Source organism: Pseudomonas sp. GW823-FHT06E10 (assembly GCF_058794995.1).
This window is the reverse complement of sequence record NZ_JBXAHJ010000004.1, coordinates 356420-375438: the sequence shown is the minus strand read 5'-3', so window position 1 is coordinate 375438 and position 19019 is coordinate 356420. Positions and strand designations below refer to the sequence as shown.

The 19019-nt window shown below is 60.9% G+C and carries 12 protein-coding genes and 2 pseudogenes; 8 read left to right on the top strand and 6 right to left on the bottom strand.

Annotated features, from left to right (window positions below):
- From AC1Q6Y_RS09475 to AC1Q6Y_RS09460, 4 genes and pseudogenes are all read right to left on the bottom strand, one after another.
- The gene (locus AC1Q6Y_RS09475) at positions 1-948 is read right to left on the bottom strand and encodes a SphA family protein (RefSeq protein ID WP_057714976.1); all 948 of its coding nucleotides are present in this window, start codon (positions 946-948) and stop codon (positions 1-3) included.
- Between the two features lie 12 nt (positions 949-960).
- A pseudogene (locus AC1Q6Y_RS09470) lies at positions 961-1065 on the bottom strand (DUF1214 domain-containing protein); the annotation flags it as partial.
- Positions 1064-1477: pseudogene (locus tag AC1Q6Y_RS09465) on the bottom strand (hypothetical protein); the annotation flags it as partial. The pseudogenes AC1Q6Y_RS09465 and AC1Q6Y_RS09470, both read right to left, overlap by 2 nt.
- A 364-nt stretch (positions 1478-1841) precedes the next feature.
- Positions 1842-2267 (bottom strand): YciI family protein, encoded by a 426-nt coding sequence (locus AC1Q6Y_RS09460; protein ID WP_492624448.1) that lies wholly within the window; start codon positions 2265-2267, stop codon positions 1842-1844.
- Positions 2268-2445: 178 nt separating this feature from the next.
- On the opposite strand from AC1Q6Y_RS09460, the gene AC1Q6Y_RS09455 reads away from it, so the two are divergent.
- The 8 genes from AC1Q6Y_RS09455 (at position 2446) to AC1Q6Y_RS09420 (ending at position 15954) form a co-directional block, all read left to right on the top strand.
- Entirely contained in the window at positions 2446-2889 is a 444-nt protein-coding gene (locus AC1Q6Y_RS09455) for an SRPBCC family protein (RefSeq protein WP_057714974.1), read from the top strand.
- Positions 2890-3036: 147 nt separating this feature from the next.
- Positions 3037-3537, top strand: coding sequence for a thiol peroxidase (gene tpx, locus AC1Q6Y_RS09450; protein ID WP_057714973.1), 501 nt, complete (start codon positions 3037-3039; stop codon positions 3535-3537).
- 177 nt (positions 3538-3714) lie between these two features.
- Positions 3715-5031, top strand: a complete 1317-nt coding sequence (locus AC1Q6Y_RS09445; protein ID WP_090455059.1) for an MdtA/MuxA family multidrug efflux RND transporter periplasmic adaptor subunit — start codon at positions 3715-3717, stop codon at positions 5029-5031.
- Entirely contained in the window at positions 5028-8132 is a 3105-nt protein-coding gene (locus AC1Q6Y_RS09440; RefSeq protein WP_057714971.1) for an MdtB/MuxB family multidrug efflux RND transporter permease subunit, read from the top strand. The genes AC1Q6Y_RS09445 and AC1Q6Y_RS09440 overlap by 4 nt, the downstream gene beginning before the upstream one ends.
- Entirely contained in the window at positions 8129-11236 is a 3108-nt protein-coding gene (locus AC1Q6Y_RS09435; RefSeq protein ID WP_090455060.1) for an efflux RND transporter permease subunit, read from the top strand. The genes AC1Q6Y_RS09440 and AC1Q6Y_RS09435 overlap by 4 nt, the downstream gene beginning before the upstream one ends.
- A complete protein-coding gene (locus AC1Q6Y_RS09430) occupies positions 11233-12714 on the top strand; it encodes an efflux transporter outer membrane subunit (protein WP_057714969.1) in 1482 nt (493 codons plus the stop codon). Before AC1Q6Y_RS09435 ends, AC1Q6Y_RS09430 begins: the two co-directional genes overlap by 4 nt.
- Before the next feature lie 290 nt (positions 12715-13004).
- Positions 13005-15122, top strand: coding sequence for a putative bifunctional diguanylate cyclase/phosphodiesterase (locus AC1Q6Y_RS09425; RefSeq protein ID WP_407515406.1), 2118 nt, complete (start codon positions 13005-13007; stop codon positions 15120-15122).
- Between the two features lie 85 nt (positions 15123-15207).
- A complete protein-coding gene (locus tag AC1Q6Y_RS09420; RefSeq protein WP_057714967.1) occupies positions 15208-15954 on the top strand; it encodes an SDR family oxidoreductase in 747 nt (248 codons plus the stop codon).
- A gap of 150 nt (positions 15955-16104) precedes the next feature.
- On the opposite strand, the gene mapR is transcribed toward AC1Q6Y_RS09420, so the two are convergent.
- Entirely contained in the window at positions 16105-17514 is a 1410-nt protein-coding gene (mapR, locus tag AC1Q6Y_RS09415) for a GntR family transcriptional regulator MpaR (protein WP_057714966.1), read from the bottom strand.
- Positions 17515-17590: 76 nt separating this feature from the next.
- Positions 17591-19003, bottom strand: coding sequence for a cytochrome c oxidase accessory protein CcoG (ccoG, locus tag AC1Q6Y_RS09410; RefSeq protein ID WP_492624447.1), 1413 nt, complete (start codon positions 19001-19003; stop codon positions 17591-17593).
- Between the last annotated feature and the right edge of the window lie 16 nt (positions 19004-19019).

Here is a 19019-nt window from a genome sequence, read left to right as displayed (position 1 = left end):
CTAGAAAAACGCCAGGGTCATGTTGACGCTGAAACCATTGCCTTCAGGCCGGTTCTTGGTATCGAACTCCGGGACCCAGCGAGCACTGATATTGGCCTGGGCGTCGGCGAACTTGCCGGTCCAGCCCACTGTCGGGCCAGCGCCGACGGAGCGCCCGCGAAAGCCACTGGTTGCGCCGGATCCGGAGTCATCGGTGACCTGCTGGATATAGCCTGCCACCATGCCGGCGTTCCAGCCGTTGCCGAATCCGTGGGTCCACAGTGCATCGAGGGTGAAAATGTTGCCGTTGCGATAATCCGTGGCGTCGTTCTCGGTGTAGAACTCCAGGCCGCTCGACAGGGTGAATTCGCCGCCCTTGCCATCCAGGTGGGTGAACGCCACGGTAGGCATGAAGGTGTAATTGTTCTGCCCGGGGTTGGCCAGGCGATCGACGTTGTAGGCGCCTGTCGGCACGTAGATCGGTAGCGAGAACGAGATGTGGTTGAGTTCGTCGAAGTGGTAGCCGGCCGCAATCGGGGTCACCAGCATGTCGGCGAACTGGGTGCCGGTGTCCGAGGTGCCCAGGGTACGGCCACGGGGGCCGGTCACGTTGGCGGTGATGTCGGTGTACTGCACTGGCACGCCTATGGCCGAGGCATAGTTCCAGGGACCCTTGCCGGTGTCCCAGACATGGGTGAAGTTGGCCATGGTGTAGGAAACCTTCATGTCCAGCCCGGTACTGATGGCACCCACGATCGGCACTTGAGCGCTGCCCTTGAGTTCGCCGTCGTACCAGATGCTGGTCAGGGACATGACCCAACCCGGCTCCGGGGGCACGATCCCTGCGTTGGAAAACACTTGCTGCCCGGTGATGGGGCGACCGACACCGCCCTCGGCCGCCAGTACCAATGGACTACCGCTGACCATGCACAGCGCCAACAAGGGGCGCGCTACGAGAGGCCTGAACATGCCTGACTCCGTTTATTGTTTTGGGGTGACAGGAGTCAGCAACGGCATGTGCCATTGGCCGTTGGTGACTTCCGGTTTTGGTAGATACAAACGCAAAATCCCGTAGAACGGACCACCCCAGTTCATCCTGCTCGGCGGTCGGCGCAGTGATTTGCGGGCCGATGCCCAGCTGCACGCCTTTGGTCTTGAGCAGGAAAATGTCGAATACGTTCAGGTCGCCGATGCCGGTGCTGTAGCCGTTGTGCGGATCGGGTCGGGTGCTGACGGGGAGCGTGACGCGCAGCAACTGCGGGACGCCTATGACGTCATTGACTGCCATCGGAAGGGCGCCGCGCAGCAGCGCATCATTGGTGTGAGCGTTGGTATCGAACAGCTTGGGTGTGTAGTAATCCTGCAGGTTTATACCGGGTGCCAGGTTCAGCGGGTTGTTGCTTTTGTTGGCGGTCTCGGCGTTATCCGCGTGAGCACAAAAAGCAGGTGCGAATGAAGTCACCCATACAAAGGCGTACTTCCGCAAATTCTTAGACATTAATCCCCCCGTTCCCTGGTGGCTGATTGGGCAGACGGCCCCTGAATCTGGCTGTAACTGCGTGATCCCTTTCCGATCAAGCCTGTAGGACTCGTCAGATGAACTTAGCAGTTAACCGCGGGTTAACCAGTAGGAAGGATCAATTCTTTCGTTTTATGGGTAGTTTTTCGTTAATTTCGTGTACTAAAAAGTTAATACGGATCAAGCGTTTGCCCAAACAAGTTAAGTGGCTATCTAGCCGATGCAGGAGCGAGCCTGCTCGCGAAGGCGGCCTGTCAGTCAATATATGCGTTGGATATGACGACCTCTTCGCCAGCAGGCTCGCTTCCACAGGAAACTGAAGTAGCAGCCGGTTCAGTCAACCTCAGTTCTTCTTCGCCTGTTCCCAAACCCGCTGTTCCTGCTCGCGCAGTTCCGGTGTGAACTCTGCACCAAAATCTTCCGCTTCAAACACCTGGCGAATCTCGATCTCGGCCTCGGTGCCCGGCATCGGGTTGGGGCAGCGCTTGACCCATTCGATGGCTTCTTCCTTGGACTTCACTTTCCACAACCAGAAACCGGCAATCAGTTCCTTGGTTTCGATGAAGGGGCCGTCGATCACCGTGCGTTTGTCACCTGAAAACTTTATACGAGCGCCTTTGCTGCTCGGGTGCAGGCCTTCGCCCGCGAGCATGATGCCGGCCTTGACCAGTTCTTCGTTGTAGTTACCCATGGCGGTCAGCAGTTCCTGGCTGGGCATCACGCCGGCTTCGGAATCCTGGTTGGCCTTGATGATGATCATAAATCGCATGGTGATGTCTCCGTTGTAATTGAGTGATTCGCTTAATGGTCGAATGGCTGCGTTGCAAATCGACAGCCCCTCGAAAAAATTGTCGTAGCAGACACTTTGGCAGGTTTCATTTCGACCGCCATTTCGCTACACCGTATTTCTGGCGCGCCTGTCCAGCGATCAAAGGAATGTTTCCTGTATGCCAATTCTGGAACTCACCACACTCATCCCAGGTCGCACGCCCGAACAGGTCCTCGATTTCTGCCTGGAAGGCGTCAATTTCCCAAGGATTTTTCCCGAACGCATTACCCCGCTGGGCGATATCGATCTGAACAACTTGCGGATTGAAGCCGGGCGGCAATTCCGCTTTCGCCACTGGATGTTCAATGTGATTCCGTCGGACTGGACGGTGGTGATCCGTGAAGTCGGTGAAATGCATTTCATCGACGAGATGCTAAAGGGACCGATGCGTGCCTTTCGTCATGAACATCGGGTCGAGGCGGGAGAGGGCGGTACGCTATATACCGACCGGGTGACGTATTCGGCGATGGGGGGGGCGCCATTGGAGTGGTTGCTGGTCAATGGCTACATGCGGAGGATTTTCGAGGCGCGACATCGCAATATGCTGCAGTTACTCAAGTAGCACCGCTCCCACAGGATTGTGGGTTGTATCCAGTTTTGTGCTCTGATACATGACAATTTATGTTTGACCATAGGTCGTCGGACAATTTCGTGGTTAACTTCGGCCTCGTCAAAATTCTCCACCACAACGTTCAGAAGGACTCCGTTCATGGCTCAAGTCACTCTCAAAGGCAACCCGGTTCAAGTCAACGGCCAACTGCCACAAGCCGGTTCCAAGGCGCCAGCCTTTTCCCTGGTTGCCGGCAATCTGTCCGACGTCACCCTGAAAGACTTTGCCGGCAAGCGCAAAGTGCTGAACATCTTCCCAAGCGTTGATACCCCGACCTGCGCCACCTCCGTGCGCCAGTTCAACGCCAAGGCCAGCAGCGTCGACAACACTGTCGTGCTGTGCATCTCCGCTGACCTGCCGTTCGCCCAGGCCCGTTTCTGCGGTGCCGAAGGTCTGGAAAACGTACAGAACCTGTCGACCCTGCGTGGTGCCGAGTTCATCCAGAACTACGGCGTGGCCATCGCCGACGGCCCGCTCAAAGGCTTGACCGCTCGTGCCGTCGTGGTTCTGGACGAAAACGACAACGTGCTGCACAGCGAACTGGTTGGCGAAATCGCTGACGAGCCGAACTATGACGCGGCACTTGCTGTTCTGAAATAAGCCGGGCTTTACAATGTTTAACGGCCTGGCCCTGTCCAGGCCGTTTTCATTTGTGTTTCAGTGTCTTGGATAATTCTCCTGTTACGTAAGCCGAAGGTAAATTGCCGGTAAAGGCGCTTTGCTTAAAACCCGCCAGTGCTTATCGTTCAGCCTCATGTAAAAAAGCCCACGCGCCCAATGGTTGATCACTCAATGCAATCCTCCGCTTCCCGTAGTCCTCGTCGCTGGCTGTTCGGCCTGCTTGTCCTGTTGGTCATCGCTGGCCTGTGCTGGAAATTCTGGCCCGGCAGCGCTGCACCCAAAGAGGCTACGGGGCAGAAAGCCGTCGCCGGGCATACCGGCAGGTCGGGTGGGATGCGCCCGGGATTCGGTGGCGCGTCCGGGCCGGTGCCGGTGCGAGTGGCTCCGGCAGTCACCGGTGACTTCCCGCTGTATTTCAAGGCGTTGGGCACGGTTACGGCGCTCAACACCATCAATGTCCGCAGTCGCGTTGGCGGTGAGTTGGTCAAGATCTATTTCGAAGAAGGGCAGATGGTCAAGGCCGGCGACATGCTCGTCGAAATCGACCCGCGCCCTTACCAGAATGCCTTGCTTCAGGCCGAGGGCACCTTGCTGCAGAATCAGGCGCAGCTGAAAAACGCCCAGGTCGACGTCGAGCGTTATCGCGGCCTGTACCGCGAAGACAGTATTGCCAAGCAGACCCTGGACACCGCCGAAGCGCTGGTCGGTCAGTTCCAGGGCACGGTCAAGACCAATCAGGCGGCGGTCAACGACGCCAGGCTCAACCTCGAATTCACCAGGATCCGCGCCCCGATTACCGGTCGCGTCGGCCTGCGTCAACTGGACGTCGGCAACCTGGTAGCGGCCAACGACACCACTGCATTGGCGATCATCACTCAGACCCAACCGATCAGCGTGGCCTTCACCCTGCCGGAAAACAGCCTCGACACCGTGCTGGCCCGTTATCGCAGCGGCGCCAAACTGCCGGCTGAAGCCTGGGACCGCGGCGATACCAAACTGCAAGCCACGGGCGTGCTGCAGAGCTTGGACAACCAGATCGACGTCACCACCGGCACCCTGAAATTCAAGGCCCGTTACGAGAACCGCGATCAGTCGCTGTTCCCCAATCAGTTCGTCAATGTGCGGCTGTTGGCCGACACCCTCAAAGACGTGGTACTGGCGCCTTCCGCCGCGATCCAGTTCGGCACCAACGGCACGTTCGCCTATGTCCTGGACGGTGACAAGAAGGTCAAGATCCGTCAGTTGAAAGTCGGCGCCAGTGACGGCCTGAACACTGTGGTCACCGAAGGACTGTCGGCGGGCGATCGGGTCGTACTGGAAGGCACTGACCGCCTGAAAGACGGCAGCGATGTGGAGGTGGTCAACGACAGCCAGGACGTGCCGACCACGCCGACCGAACACCTGCAAGGCAAATCGGCGGTCAACGCGGCTGAGCCTGCGACCACCGACAAGGCGAAAAAGGGCGGCGCATGAATCTCTCGCGGCTGTTCATCCTTCGCCCGGTAGCCACCACGCTGAGCATGCTGGCGATTATCCTGGCCGGCGTCATCGCCTACCGGTTGCTGCCGGTGTCGGCGTTGCCTCAGGTCGATTACCCGACCATTCGCGTCATGACCTTGTACCCCGGCGCCAGTCCGGATGTCATGACCAGCGCGGTGACCGCACCACTTGAGCGGCAGTTCGGGCAGATGCCCGGCCTGACGCAAATGGCGTCCACCAGTTCCGGCGGCGCGTCGGTGCTGACCCTGCGGTTCAGCCTCGACATCAACATGGACGTGGCCGAGCAGCAGGTGCAGGCGGCGATCAACGCCGCGACCAACCTGTTGCCCAAGGACCTGCCGGCACCGCCGGTGTACAACAAGGTCAACCCGGCCGATACGCCGGTGCTGACCCTGGCCATCACTTCCAAGACCATGTTGTTGCCCAAGCTCAACGATCTGGTCGATACGCGCATGGCGCAGAAGATTGCCCAGATCAGTGGCGTCGGCATGGTCAGCATTGCTGGCGGTCAACGCCAGGCCGTGCGGATCAAGGTCAATCCCGAGGCTTTGGCGGCCAACGGCCTGAACCTGTCGGATGTGCGCACGCTGATCGGCGCCTCCAACGTCAACCAGCCCAAAGGCAACTTCGACGGCCCGACCCGGGTCTCGATGCTCGATGCCAACGATCAACTGACGTCGCCCAAGGATTACGCCAACCTGATCCTGGCCTACGCCAACGGCGCGCCGTTGCGGCTCAAGGACGTGGCGGAGATTGTCGACGGCGCCGAGAACGAGCGGCTCGCGGCGTGGGCCAACGAGAACCAGGCCGTGCTGCTGAACATCCAGCGTCAGCCCGGCGCCAACGTGATCGAGGTGGTGGACCGGATCAAGGCCCTGCTGCCGAGCATCACCGACAACCTGCCGGCCGGCCTCGACGTAGTGGTGCTGACCGACCGTACCCAGACCATCCGCGCCTCGGTCAAGGACGTGCAGCACGAATTGCTGATCGCCATCGCCCTGGTGGTCATGGTCACCTTCCTGTTCCTGCGTCGCGCCAGTGCCACGATCATTCCGTCGGTGGCCGTGCCGCTGTCGCTGATCGGTACGTTCGGCGTGATGTACCTGGCTGGGTTCTCGGTCAATAACCTGACCCTGATGGCCCTGACCATCGCCACCGGTTTCGTGGTGGACGATGCGATCGTCATGCTGGAGAACATTTCGCGTTTTATCGAAGAGGGCGACAGCCCGCTGAACGCGGCGCTCAAGGGCGCCAAGCAGATCGGTTTCACCCTGATCTCCCTGACGTTGTCGCTGATCGCCGTGCTGATTCCGCTGCTGTTCATGGCGGACGTGGTCGGTCGCTTGTTCCGCGAATTTGCCATTACGCTGGCGGTAGCGATCCTGATTTCCCTGGTCGTTTCCCTGACCCTGACGCCGATGATGTGCGCGCGGTTGCTCAAGCGTGAACCCAAGGAAGCAGAGCAGGGCCGTTTTTACCGTGCCAGTGGTGCGTTCATCGACTGGATGATCGCCGCCTACGGGCGCAAGTTGCAGTGGGTGCTCAAGCACCAGCCGCTGACCTTGATGGTGGCCATTGGCACCTTGGCGCTGACGGTATTGCTGTACATGGTGGTGCCCAAGGGCTTCTTCCCGGTGCAGGACACCGGCGTCATCCAGGGCATTTCCGAGGCGCCGCAATCGATTTCCTTCGCCGCCATGAGCGAGCGCCAGCAGGAACTGGCCAAGGTCATCCTGGCCGACCCGGCGGTCGAGAGCCTGTCCTCCTACATTGGCGTGGACGGCGACAACTCGACCCTCAACAGCGGCCGGTTGCTGATCAACCTCAAGTCGCACAACGACCGCGACCTGAGCGCCATGCAAGTGATTGCCCGCCTGCAACCGGAACTGGACAAACTGGTCGGCATCCGCCTGTTCATGCAGCCGGTGCAGGACCTGACCATCGAAGACCGGGTCAGCCGCACGCAGTATCAGTTCAGCATGTCGTCGCCGGACTCGGAGCTGCTGAGCCTGTGGAGCGGGCGTCTGGTCGAGGCTTTGGCCGACCGGCCGGAATTGACCGACGTCGCCAGCGATTTGCAGGACAAGGGCTTGCAGGTCTATCTGGTGATTGACCGCGATGCGGCGTCGCGGGTCGGTGTGTCGGTGTCGAACATCACCGATGCGCTGTACGACGCCTTTGGTCAGCGGCAGATTTCCACGATCTACACCCAGGCCAGTCAGTACCGCGTGGTGCTGCAATCGCAGTCCGGCGAGAAGATCGGCCCGCAGGCGCTGGAGCAGATTCACGTCAAGACCACCGATGGCGGTCAGGTGCGCCTGTCCAGCCTGGCGCATGTCGAGGAGCGTCAGGCGCAACTGGCGATCACCCACATCGGCCAGTTCCCGGCGGTGATGATGTCCTTCAACCTCGCGCCCGGCGTGGCGCTGGGGCATGCGGTCGAGATCATCGAGCAGGTGCAGAAGGACATCGGCATGCCGATTGGCGTGCAGACCCAGTTCCAGGGCGCGGCGCAGGCGTTCCAGGCTTCGTTGTCGAGCACCTTGCTGCTGATTCTGGCGGCGGTGGTGACCATGTACATCGTGCTGGGTGTGCTCTACGAGAGCTACATCCACCCGATCACCATTCTCTCGACCTTGCCTTCGGCGGCGGTGGGCGCCTTGCTGGCGTTGATCCTCAGCGGCAACGACCTGGGCATGATCGCGATCATCGGCATCATCCTGTTGATCGGCATCGTGAAGAAGAACGCGATCATGATGATCGACTTCGCCCTCGACGCCGAGCGCAACCAGGGCATGGACCCGCAAACGGCGATCTATCAGGCGGCATTGCTGCGTTTCCGGCCGATCCTGATGACCACCCTGGCGGCTTTGTTCGGTGCCGTGCCGTTGATGCTGGCCACCGGTTCCGGCGCGGAACTGCGCCAACCGCTGGGTCTGGTGATGGTCGGCGGCCTGTTGCTGAGCCAGATTCTGACGCTGTTCACTACGCCTGTGATTTACCTGTACTTCGACCGTCTCGGTCGGCGCTGGGGCCGCAAGCCTGAATCCGTGGAAGCGGTAGAGCAGCCATGAACCTTTCCGGCCCTTTCATCAAGCGCCCGGTCGCGACCATGCTGCTGAGCCTGGCGATCATGCTGCTGGGCGGCGTGAGCTTCGGTTTGCTGCCCGTGTCGCCGCTGCCGCAAATGGACTTTCCGGTGATCGTGGTCCAGGCCAGCCTGCCCGGGGCCAGTCCCGAGGTGATGGCGTCGACCGTGGCCACGCCTTTGGAGCGCTCCTTCGGCAGCATTGCCGGGGTCAACACCATGAGCAGCCGGTCCAGCCAGGGTTCGACCCGGGTGATCCTGCAATTCGACCTGGACCGCGACATCAACGGCGCGGCGCGGGAAGTGCAGGCAGCGATCAACGCCTCGCGCACCCTGCTGCCGAGCGGGATGCGCAGCATGCCGACCTACAAGAAGGTCAACCCGTCCCAGGCGCCGATCATGGTGCTGTCGCTGACGTCGGATGTGCTGGAAAAAGGCCAGCTCTATGACCTGGCATCGACCATCCTGTCCCAGAGCCTGTCCCAGGTGCAGGGTGTCGGCGAGGTGCAAATCGGCGGCAGTTCGTTGCCGGCGGTACGTATCGAGCTTGAACCGCAGTCATTGAACCAGTACGGCGTGGCCCTGGACGATGTGCGCAACACCATCGCCAATGCCAACGTGCGCCGGCCCAAGGGCTCGGTGGAAGACGATCAGCGGCTGTGGCAGGTCCAGGCCAACGATCAGCTGGAAAAAGCCAAGGACTACGAGTCGCTGATCATCCACTACAACGGCGGCGCGGCCCTGCGCCTGAAGGATGTGGCCAAGGTCAGCGATGGCGTCGAGGACCGTTACAACAGCGGTTTCTTCAACGACGACGCGGCGGTGCTGCTGGTGATCAACCGCCAGGCCGGTGCGAACATCATCGAGACGGTCAACGAGATCAAGGCCCAGCTGCCAGCGTTGCAGGCGGTGCTGCCGGCCAGCGTCAAGCTGAACCTGGCCATGGACCGCTCGCCGGTGATCAAGGCCACGCTGCACGAGGCGGAAATGACCCTGCTGATCGCCGTGGCGCTGGTGATCCTGGTGGTGTTCCTGTTCCTCGGTAACTTCCGTGCCTCGCTGATCCCGACCCTGGCGGTGCCGGTGTCGCTGGTCGGCACCTTTGCCGTGATGTACCTCTACGGTTTTTCGCTGAACAACCTGTCGCTGATGGCGCTGATCCTGGCCACCGGGCTGGTGGTGGACGATGCCATCGTGGTGCTGGAGAACATTTCCCGGCACATCGACGAAGGCGTGCGGCCGATGAGGGCCGCGTACCTCGGCGCCCAGGAAGTCGGTTTTACCTTGCTGTCGATGAACGTGTCGCTGGTGGCGGTGTTCCTGTCGATCCTGTTCATGGGCGGGATCATCGAAAGCCTGTTCCGCGAATTCTCCATCACCCTGGCGGCGGCCATCGTGGTCTCGCTGGTGGTGTCGTTGACCCTGACCCCGATGCTCTGCGCTCGCTGGCTCAAGCCGCACACGCCGGGGCAGGAGAACCGCCTGCAACGCTGGAGCCGGCGGACCAACGACTGGATGGTCGGCAAATACGCCACCAGCCTCGACTGGGTGCTGCGCCACAAGCGCCTGACCTTGCTCAGCCTGTTCGTGACAATCGGCGTGAATATTGCATTGTATGTGGTTGTTCCTAAAACGTTTTTACCTCAGCAGGATACCGGTCAACTGATCGGTTTCGTGCGCGGCGACGACGGCCTGTCGTTCAGCGTGATGCAGCCGAAGATGGAGATTTTCCGTCGGGCGGTGTTGAAGGATGAGGCGGTAGAAAGCGTCGCCGGGTTCATTGGCGGCAATAACGGCACCAACAACGCCTTCATGCTGGTGCGCCTCAAGCCGATCAAGGAGCGCAGCATTTCCGCGCAGAAAGTCATCGAACGCCTGCGCAAGGAAATGCCCAAGGTTCCCGGGGCACAACTGATGCTCATGGCGGACCAGGACCTGCAATTCGGTGGTGGCCGTGAGCAGACCACCTCGCAATACTCGTACATCCTGCAGAGTGGGGATCTGGGGGCATTGCGCGAGTGGTATCCGAAAGTCGTCACCGCGCTCAGGGCCTTGCCGGAGCTGACGGCGATCGATGCGCGGGAAGGCCGGGGCGCCCGCCAAGTGACCCTGATCGTCGACCGTGACCAGGCCAAGCGTCTGGGTGTCGACATGGACATGGTCACGGCGGTGCTGAACAACGCCTACAGTCAGCGGCAGATTTCGACCATCTACGACAGTCTTAACCAGTACCAGGTGGTGATGGAGGTCAATCCGAAATACGCCCAGGACCCGATCACCCTCACGCAAGTCCAGGTGATCACCGCTGACGGCGCGCGAATCCCGCTGTCGACCATCGCCCATTACGAAAACAGCCTGGAAAACGACCGGGTCAGCCACGAAGGCCAGTTTGCTTCGGAGAGCATTGCCTTCGACATGGCCGAAGGCGTGACCGTGGAGCAGGGCGGTGCCGCCATCGAGCGGGCGATTGCCAAGGTCGGCCTGCCGGAAGACGTGATCGCGAAAATGGCCGGCACAGCCAACGCTTTCGCGGCGACCCAAAAAAGTCAGCCGTGGATGATTCTGGGGGCGCTGGTGGCGGTGTATCTGGTCTTGGGTGTGCTGTACGAAAGCTACATTCACCCGCTGACGATTCTCTCGACCCTGCCGTCGGCCGGGGTCGGCGCGTTGCTGTCGATCTATGCGCTGGGTGGCGAGTTCAGCCTGATTTCGTTGCTGGGGCTGTTTCTGCTGATCGGCGTGGTGAAGAAAAACGCGATCCTGATGATCGACCTGGCGTTGCAACTGGAACGAAACCAGGGCATGGCACCGCTGGAATCGATCCGCAGCGCCTGCCTGCAACGTTTGCGACCTATCCTGATGACCACCCTGGCGGCGATCCTCGGTGCCTTGCCGTTGCTGCTGAGCCGCGCCGAAGGGGCGGAAATGCGCCAGCCGCTGGGCCTGACCATCATTGGCGGGCTGATTTTCAGCCAGGTACTGACGCTTTACACCACCCCGGTGGTTTACCTCTATCTCGACAACCTGCGCCATCGCTTCAATAAATGGCGCGGGGTGCGTACTGATGTTGCTCTGGAAACTCCGCTATGACTGACCGTTCGCTTTTCAACCTGGCTGCACCGCTGATCACGGCTCGAGGCTCGCGCCTGTTGAGCCTGTCACTGTGCGTGGCGATGCTCAGTGCCTGCGCCGTCGGCCCGGATTACCAGCGCCCGCAAACCGCCGAGCCTGCGCAGTACAAGGCAGCGGAGGGCTGGCGTCAGGCCAACCCGAGCGATGCCCTGGCGCGTGGCGCGTGGTGGGAGTTGTATGGCGACCGGCAGCTCAACGACCTGATCGAAAAACTCAACAGCGCCAACCAGACCGTCGCCCAGTCCGAAGCGCAGTACCGCCAGGCCCAGGCCCTGGTGCGCAGTGCACGCGGGGCGTTTTTCCCGACGGTGGACCTGAACGTCAGCAAGAACCGTTCAAGCCAGGGCACCGGCAGCAGCAGCTCCAGCCTGAGCAGTTCGTCCAGCGGTATTCGCGACACGTACTCGGCCCAGGCGGGCGTCAGTTGGGAAGCGGACGTATGGGGCAAGCTGCGCCGAGGCCTCGAAGCCGACACTGCCAATGCCCAGGCAAGCTTTGCCGATCTGGCGGCCATGCGCCTGAGTCAACAGTCGGAGCTGGTGCAGAATTACCTGCAACTGCGCGTGATCGATGGCCAGAAACGCTTGCTCCAGGACACGGTCGAGGCATATCAGCGTTCGTTGAAGATGACCGAAAACCAGTACCGCGCAGGCGTATCGGGCAAGGACGCGGTGGCCCAGGCCCAGACACAGCTCAAAAGCACCGAAGCCGATATGATCGACCTGATCTGGCAACGCGCCCAGTTGGAGAACGCCATCGCTGTGCTGATCGGCCTGCCGCCGGCCGAGTTCAGCCTGGCGCAAAGCCAGGACATCCCGCAATTGCCGCAAGTACCGCTGGCGCTGCCTTCGCAGTTGCTGGAGCGTCGCCCGGACATCGCTTCGGCCGAGCGCTCGGTGATGGCCGCCAACGCCAACATCGGTGTGGCCAAGGCTGCCTATTACCCGGACCTGACCCTGAGCTTGAACGGTGGTTACAGCAGCAGTACCTCGAAAGACTTGTTCAGCCTGCCGAACCGCTTCTGGTCGGTCGGACCGCAATTGGCCATGACCCTGTTCGACGGTGGCCAGCGCTCGGCGGAAGTCGACCGCAGTGAAGCGGCCTATGACGAAACGGTGGCCAAGTACCGCCAGACCGTACTGGACGGATTCCGCGAAGTGGAAAACTACCTGGTGCAGCTCAAGGTGCTTGAGGATGAAGCCGTCGTGCGCCAACAGGCACTGGATGCCGCCCGTGAATCATTGCGCCTGACCCAGAACCAGTACAAGGCCGGTTTGATCGCGTACATCGATGTGGTGGTGACCCAGGCGGCGGCACTGAACAATGAACGCAGCAACCTGGACCTGTTGCAAAGCCGCCTGATAGCCAGTGTGCAGTTGATTGCCGCGTTGGGGGGTGGCTGGGACGGGCAGCTTGAGGTGAGCGAAAACCGATAGCGTAGCTGCAATCCCTGTGGGAGCGAGCTTGCTCGCGATGGCTGCGTCACATTCAGCATGGATGTTGCCTGACCCACCGCTATCGCGAGTAAGCTCGCTCCCACAGGTTTTGTCAGGTGCCGGCAGCTTGAAGCAAGTTAATGTAAAACCTTAAAACAAGCGTTTCATCGGACTGATGGCCCTTTGCTCATTTTGTGAGTGCGTTCTCATTTGGAATCAGTACAATCGCCGCATTTGCCCCCACCCGAGAATGAAAGCCATTAACAAGGGGGCTTTCGCGAGAAGTCTCCATGCTCATCGGCAGCTATTCCCCCACCCTGGTCATCATTTCGCTCTGTGTAGCGATTCTCGCCTCATACACCGCATTGGACCTGACCGGACGCATTGCCACCGCCAAAGGCCGCGCCGTGCATTTGTGGACTGCGGGCGGGGCCGTTGCCATGGGCATCGGCATCTGGTCGATGCACTTTATCGGCATGCTCGCGTTCAAGTTGCCGATCGACCTGGGGTACGACGGCACCATCACCCTGTTGTCGTTGCTGATCGGCGTGCTCTCCAGCGGTTTTGCGCTGTGGCTGGTCAGCCAGCCGCAATTGCCGGCCTGGCAACTGGCCTTTGGCGCGTTGGTCATGGGCGCCGGCATCAGCGCGATGCACTACACCGGCATGGCCGCCATGCGCATGCAACCGGGCATCGACTATGACCCGACGCTGTTCGGCGCCTCGCTGCTGATCGCTGTCGGTGCTTCGGGCGCAGCATTGTGGATCGCTTTCCATCTGCGCCAGCACACGCCTTATGTCCGTCTGATCCGTGGTGGCGCCGCCGTGATCATGGGCCTCGCCATCGTCGGCATGCACTACACCGGGATGGCCGCCGCACGCTTTGCCGACGGCAGTTTTTGTGGCGCGGCGGTCAATGGATTGAGCGGCAATGGCCTGGACAACCTGGTGCTGATCACCACGTTGGCGGTGCTGAGCATTGCCCTGCTGACCTCGATCCTCGATGCACGCCTGGAGGCTCGCACCGCGAGCCTGGCCCAGTCGCTGACCGAGGCCAACCGTGAACTGACCCAATTGGCCTTGCATGACACCCTCACCGGATTGCCGAACCGGACGTTGCTCGCCGATCGAATCGATCAGGCCATGTCGCGGGTCCGGGAAGAAGGGGGGTGCTTTGCCCTGATGTTCATCGATCTGGACGGCTTCAAACCGGTCAACGATGCCTTCGGCCACCACATGGGTGATCTGTTGTTGCGCGAAGTGGCCCTGCGCCTGCGCGAAGACTTGCGCAGCCAGGACACCCTGGCACGGATCGGCGGCGATGAGTTCGTGTTGCTGGTGCAATTGAGCGAACAGAACGACGCCTTGAACCTGGCGGCCCGTCAGGTCGGGTTGATCGCGCGCGCGTTCCGGGTTGCCGAACATGATTTGCACATTTCCGCCAGTGTCGGCATCGCGCTCTACCCGGGTAACGGGCAGTCCGCCCACGAGTTGCTGATGAACGCCGACGCGGCGATGTACCACGCCAAGGGCGCGGGTAAAAACGGCTACAGCTTTTTCGATGTCTCGATGAACAACAACGCCCGCAAGCAGCTGCAATTGCTGCAGGATCTGCGCAATGCCGTGGAACAGCAGGAATTCAGCCTGCATTACCAGCCCAAGTTCGACGCCGCCAATGGCCGGCCGGTGGGCGCCGAGGCCTTGTTGCGCTGGGAACACCCGACTCAAGGAATGCTGTTGCCGGACAAATTCATCGAGCTGGCGGAAAAAACCGGGCTGATCATTCCGATCGGTGAGTGGGTGCTCAACGAAGCCTGCCGTCAGATGCGCGAGTGGTACGTGCTGGGCTACACCGACTGGCGCATCGCGGTGAACCTTTCGGCCATTCAGTTTTGTCATGCCGGGCTGGTCCAGAGCGTCGCCAAGGCGCTGGCGACGCACCATCTGCCACCCAACAGCCTGACCCTGGAAATCACCGAAACCACCGCCATGAGCGATGCCGATGCGAGCATGACGGTGCTGCAGGAACTGTCGGAAATGGGTGTCGACCTGTCCATCGACGATTTTGGTACCGGCTATTCGAGCTTGATGTACCTCAAACGCCTGCCGGCCAACGAGCTGAAGATCGACCGCGGTTTTGTCCGGGACCTGGAGCGCGACAGCGATGACGCCGCCATCGTTTCGGCCATCGTTGCCCTCGGTCAGGCGCTGGGGTTGCGCATCGTCGCCGAAGGTGTGGAAACCGGTGTGCAGCAGGACTTCCTGACTCAGCTCGGCTGCGATTCGTTGCAGGGTTACCTGCTGGGGCATCCACTGCCGGCCGCAGGTTTCATGGTGGAAATCCATCGCGGGGAGCAGTTGGTCGAGCAGTTGAAAGCCAGTGCCAGGCGCGAGATGTCGATGACATGACAGCTGATGTGAAGCCATGCAAAAACCGCCAATGGCGGTTATTCTTGCCCCCGACCGCTTAAGCTTTGATTGGGGGAAAGCTCGCATGGACAAAGTCATCGTCATCACCGGCGGTAGCCGCGGCATCGGTGCCGCCACCGCTCTGTTGGCCGCCGCGCAGGGCTATCGGATCTGCATCAACTATCAGGCGGACGAACAGTCTGCATTCGGCGTGCTGGAGCAAGTCCGCGCCCTCGGTGCGCAAGCCATTGCGGTACGGGCGGACGTCAGCATCGAAGACGAAGTGATCGCGCTGTTCAATCGGGTGGACAGTGAACTGGGGCGGGTCACCGCGCTGGTGAACAACGCCGGCACCGTCGGGCAGAAGTCCCGGGTCGACGAGATGTCCGAGTTCCGCATTCTCAAAATCATGAAAACCAACGTCCTGGCGCCGATGCTCTGTGCCAAGCACGCGATCCTGCGCATGTCGCCCAGGCACGGCGGGCAGGGTGGCAGCATCGTCAACGTATCGTCGGTCGCCTCGCGTTTGGGATCGCCCAACGAGTACGTGGATTACGCAGCGTCCAAAGGCGCGCTGGACACCTTCACCATCGGCCTGTCCAAGGAAGTGGCGGGTGAGGGGATTCGGGTCAACGCCGTGCGTCCGGGTTACATCTACACCGATTTCCATGCCTTGAGCGGCGATCCGGATCGGGTCAGCAAGCTGGAATCGGCGATTCCGATGGCGCGGGGCGGGCGTCCGGATGAAGTGGCGGAGGCGATTGTCTGGTTGTTGTCGGACAAGGCTTCTTATGCGACGGGGACTTTTGTTGATCTTGGTGGTGGGCGTTAGTTCCTGAGACAAGCGTTGTCTGCGCTGGCCTCATCGCGAGCAAGCTCGCTCCCACAGTGGATCTCAAGTGCTCACAAATCTTGTGTGTACAGAGAAACCTGTGGGAGCGAGCTTGCTCGCGATAGCAATTTATAAAACGACATGGCGCTGTCAGAACGACCGCACAATCCGCCCCAACGTCTCCATCGCCTTCTCCGAGTCCTCGGTCCACGGGCTGCCGTAATTCAACCGAATACAATTCCTGAAGCGCTGGGTCGGTGAAAAGATCGGCCCCGGTGCAATGCTGATGCCTTGCGCCAATGCCATCTGGAACAATTTCAACGAATCCATCTGCTGCGGCAATTCCAGCCACAGAAAGTACCCGCCGGCCGGTTGGCTGACCCGCGTCTGCGCCGGGAAATAGCGGGCTATGGCGGCGAGCATGGCGCTTTGCTGGTCTTCCAGGGCGTGGCGCAATTTACGCAGGTGCCGGTCGTAGCCGCCGTGTTGCAGGTAATCGGCGATTGCCGCCTGGGCCGGCATCGAGGCGCACAGCGAGGTCATGAGTTTCAGCCGTTCGATTTTCTGTGCGTAACGCCCGGCAGCCACCCAGCCGATGCGGTAGCCAGGGGCCAGGCTCTTGGCGAATGAACCACAGTGCATCACCAGGCCTTCGGTATCAAAGGCCTTGGCCGGTTTCGGGGCTTGCTGGCCGTAATAGAGTTCGGCGTAGACATCGTCTTCGATCAGCGGCACCTGGTGGCGCCGCAACAATTCCACAAGCTGCTGTTTCTTGGCCTCGGGCAGGGTCGCGCCCATGGGGTTCTGGAAACTGGTCATGCACCAGCAGGCCTTGATCGGATGCCGTTCCAGGGTTTGCTCGAGCACGCCGAGGTCGATGCCATCGCGCGGGTGCACGGGAATTTCCACGGCCTTGAGTTTCAGGCGTTCGAGTACTTGCAGACAGGCGTAGAACGCCGGGGCTTCGATGGCCACCAGATCGCCAGGTTCGGTCACCGCTTGCAGGCAAAGGTTCAGGGCTTCGAGGGCGCCGTTGGTGATCAGCAGTTCCTCCATGGGCAACATCAGCCCGCCGACCATATAGCGCAGGGCGATTTGCCGGCGCAGTTGCGGGTTGCCCGGCGACATGTCGGTGACCACCATGCGCGGGTCCATGTCGCGGCTGGCGCTGGCCAGGGAGCGGGACAAACGTTGCAGGGGAAACAGCGTCGGGCTGGGGAACGCCGAGCCGAAGGGCACGGTGTTCGGGTCCTTGATCGAGTCGAGCACCGAAAACACCAGTTCGCTGACGTCTACTTCCGTCGACTCGTTGACCTCATTGCTGATCACCGGCTCGGAAAACGGCCGGGGTGCGTGGGCGTTGACGAAATAGCCGGAGCGCGGCCGAGCGCGGATCAGGCCGCGACGCTCCAGCAGGTAATAGGCCTGGAACACCGTCGACGGGCTGACCCCGTAGGTCTGGCTGGCGTAGCGCACCGACGGCACCCGCTGGCCGGGACCCAGGACGCCGGAGCGGATCAGTTCTGCGATGTCGTCGGCGAATTTTTCGTAGCGTTTCATCGGTGTCCCGCAATGGAGTCGGTTCGATTAATTGTGGCGAGGCGCCACAACTCACAAAGGTCAGCATCTTAAAGGCTCAGCGATTCATTGGCGCCACAAACCGGCTCTTCGCCACGCTGTAGACGCCAGGGTCATCGCTGTCGACCACCTTGAAGCCGAGGCTCTGTGAACTGCTGGCCGGACGCTCCGTGAGCATCGCCACCGACACCGGCACATCGACAATTTCGCCCGGCGCCAGGCTGAATTCGGTCCTGCCCTGCAACTGGAAATCATCGGCATCCACCAGGCTCAATTGATAGTCCTGACGCTGCTGGGTTTTGTTGATCACCTTCAGACTGTAGATGTTTTCGATCTGCCCCTGGCTGTTCTCGCGGAACAGGCCCCGGTCCTTGCTGACATCAAGGGACACCATCGGTCGTTCCACCAGCGCCATCACCAGGGCTGCGATCATCACCAGCAGCACGGCGGTGTAGCCGACAAGACGTGGGCGCAGCAGGTGCGTCTTGCCACCCTGCAACTGATGCTCTGAGGTGTAGCTGATCAACCCTGGGGCGTAGCCCATTTTGTCCATGATCGAGTCACAGGCGTCGATGCACGCCGCACAACCGATACATTCCATCTGCAAGCCGTCGCGGATATCGATGCCGGTGGGACAGACCTGTACGCACAGCTGGCAGTCGATGCAATCACCCAGCCCGACCTCGGCCGGTTTGACTTCGCGCTTGCGTGGGCCACGACTCTCGCCACGGGCCGCGTCGTAGGAAATGGTCAGGGTGTCCTTGTCGAACATCACGCTCTGGAACCGCGCGTAGGGACACATGTGCATGCACACCGCTTCACGCAGCCAACCGGCATTGATGTACGTGGCGCCGGTAAAAAACAGCACCCAGAACAGGCTGACGCCACTCATCTGGAAGGTCAGCAGCTCTTCGGCCAACGGCCGGATCGGCGTGAAGTAGCCGACGAAGGTCAGGCCGGTCAGCAGGCTGATGGCCAGCCACAAGGTGTGCTTGGCCGCGCGACGCATCAGCTTGTTCAGGCCCCACGGCGCGGCTTGCAACTTGATCCGCTGGTTGCGTTCGCCTTCGGTGATCTTCTCGCACCACATGAAGATCCAGGTCCATGAACTTTGTGGGCAGGCGTAGCCGCACCAGACCCGGCCCGCGAACACGGTGATTGCAAACAGGCCGAACGCGGCGATGATCAGCAGCGCCGAGAGCAGGATGAAATCCTGTGGCCAGATGGTCGCGCCGAAGATATGGAACTTGCTTTGCGAGAGATCCCAGAGCACCGCCTGGCGGCCGCCCCAGTTCAGCCACACGGTGCCGAAAAACAGCACAAACAGAAAACCGGCGCCGCTGATGCGCAGGTTGCGGAACAACCCGGTGAAGCTGCGGGTGTGGATCAGGTTGTCGCTGGATTTGGCCTTCATCTTGGGGCGCGAAGGCTCGAATGTTTCTACGGTTCGGACGGGGATTCTTTCGCTCATGGTCTTTCGCTCATCA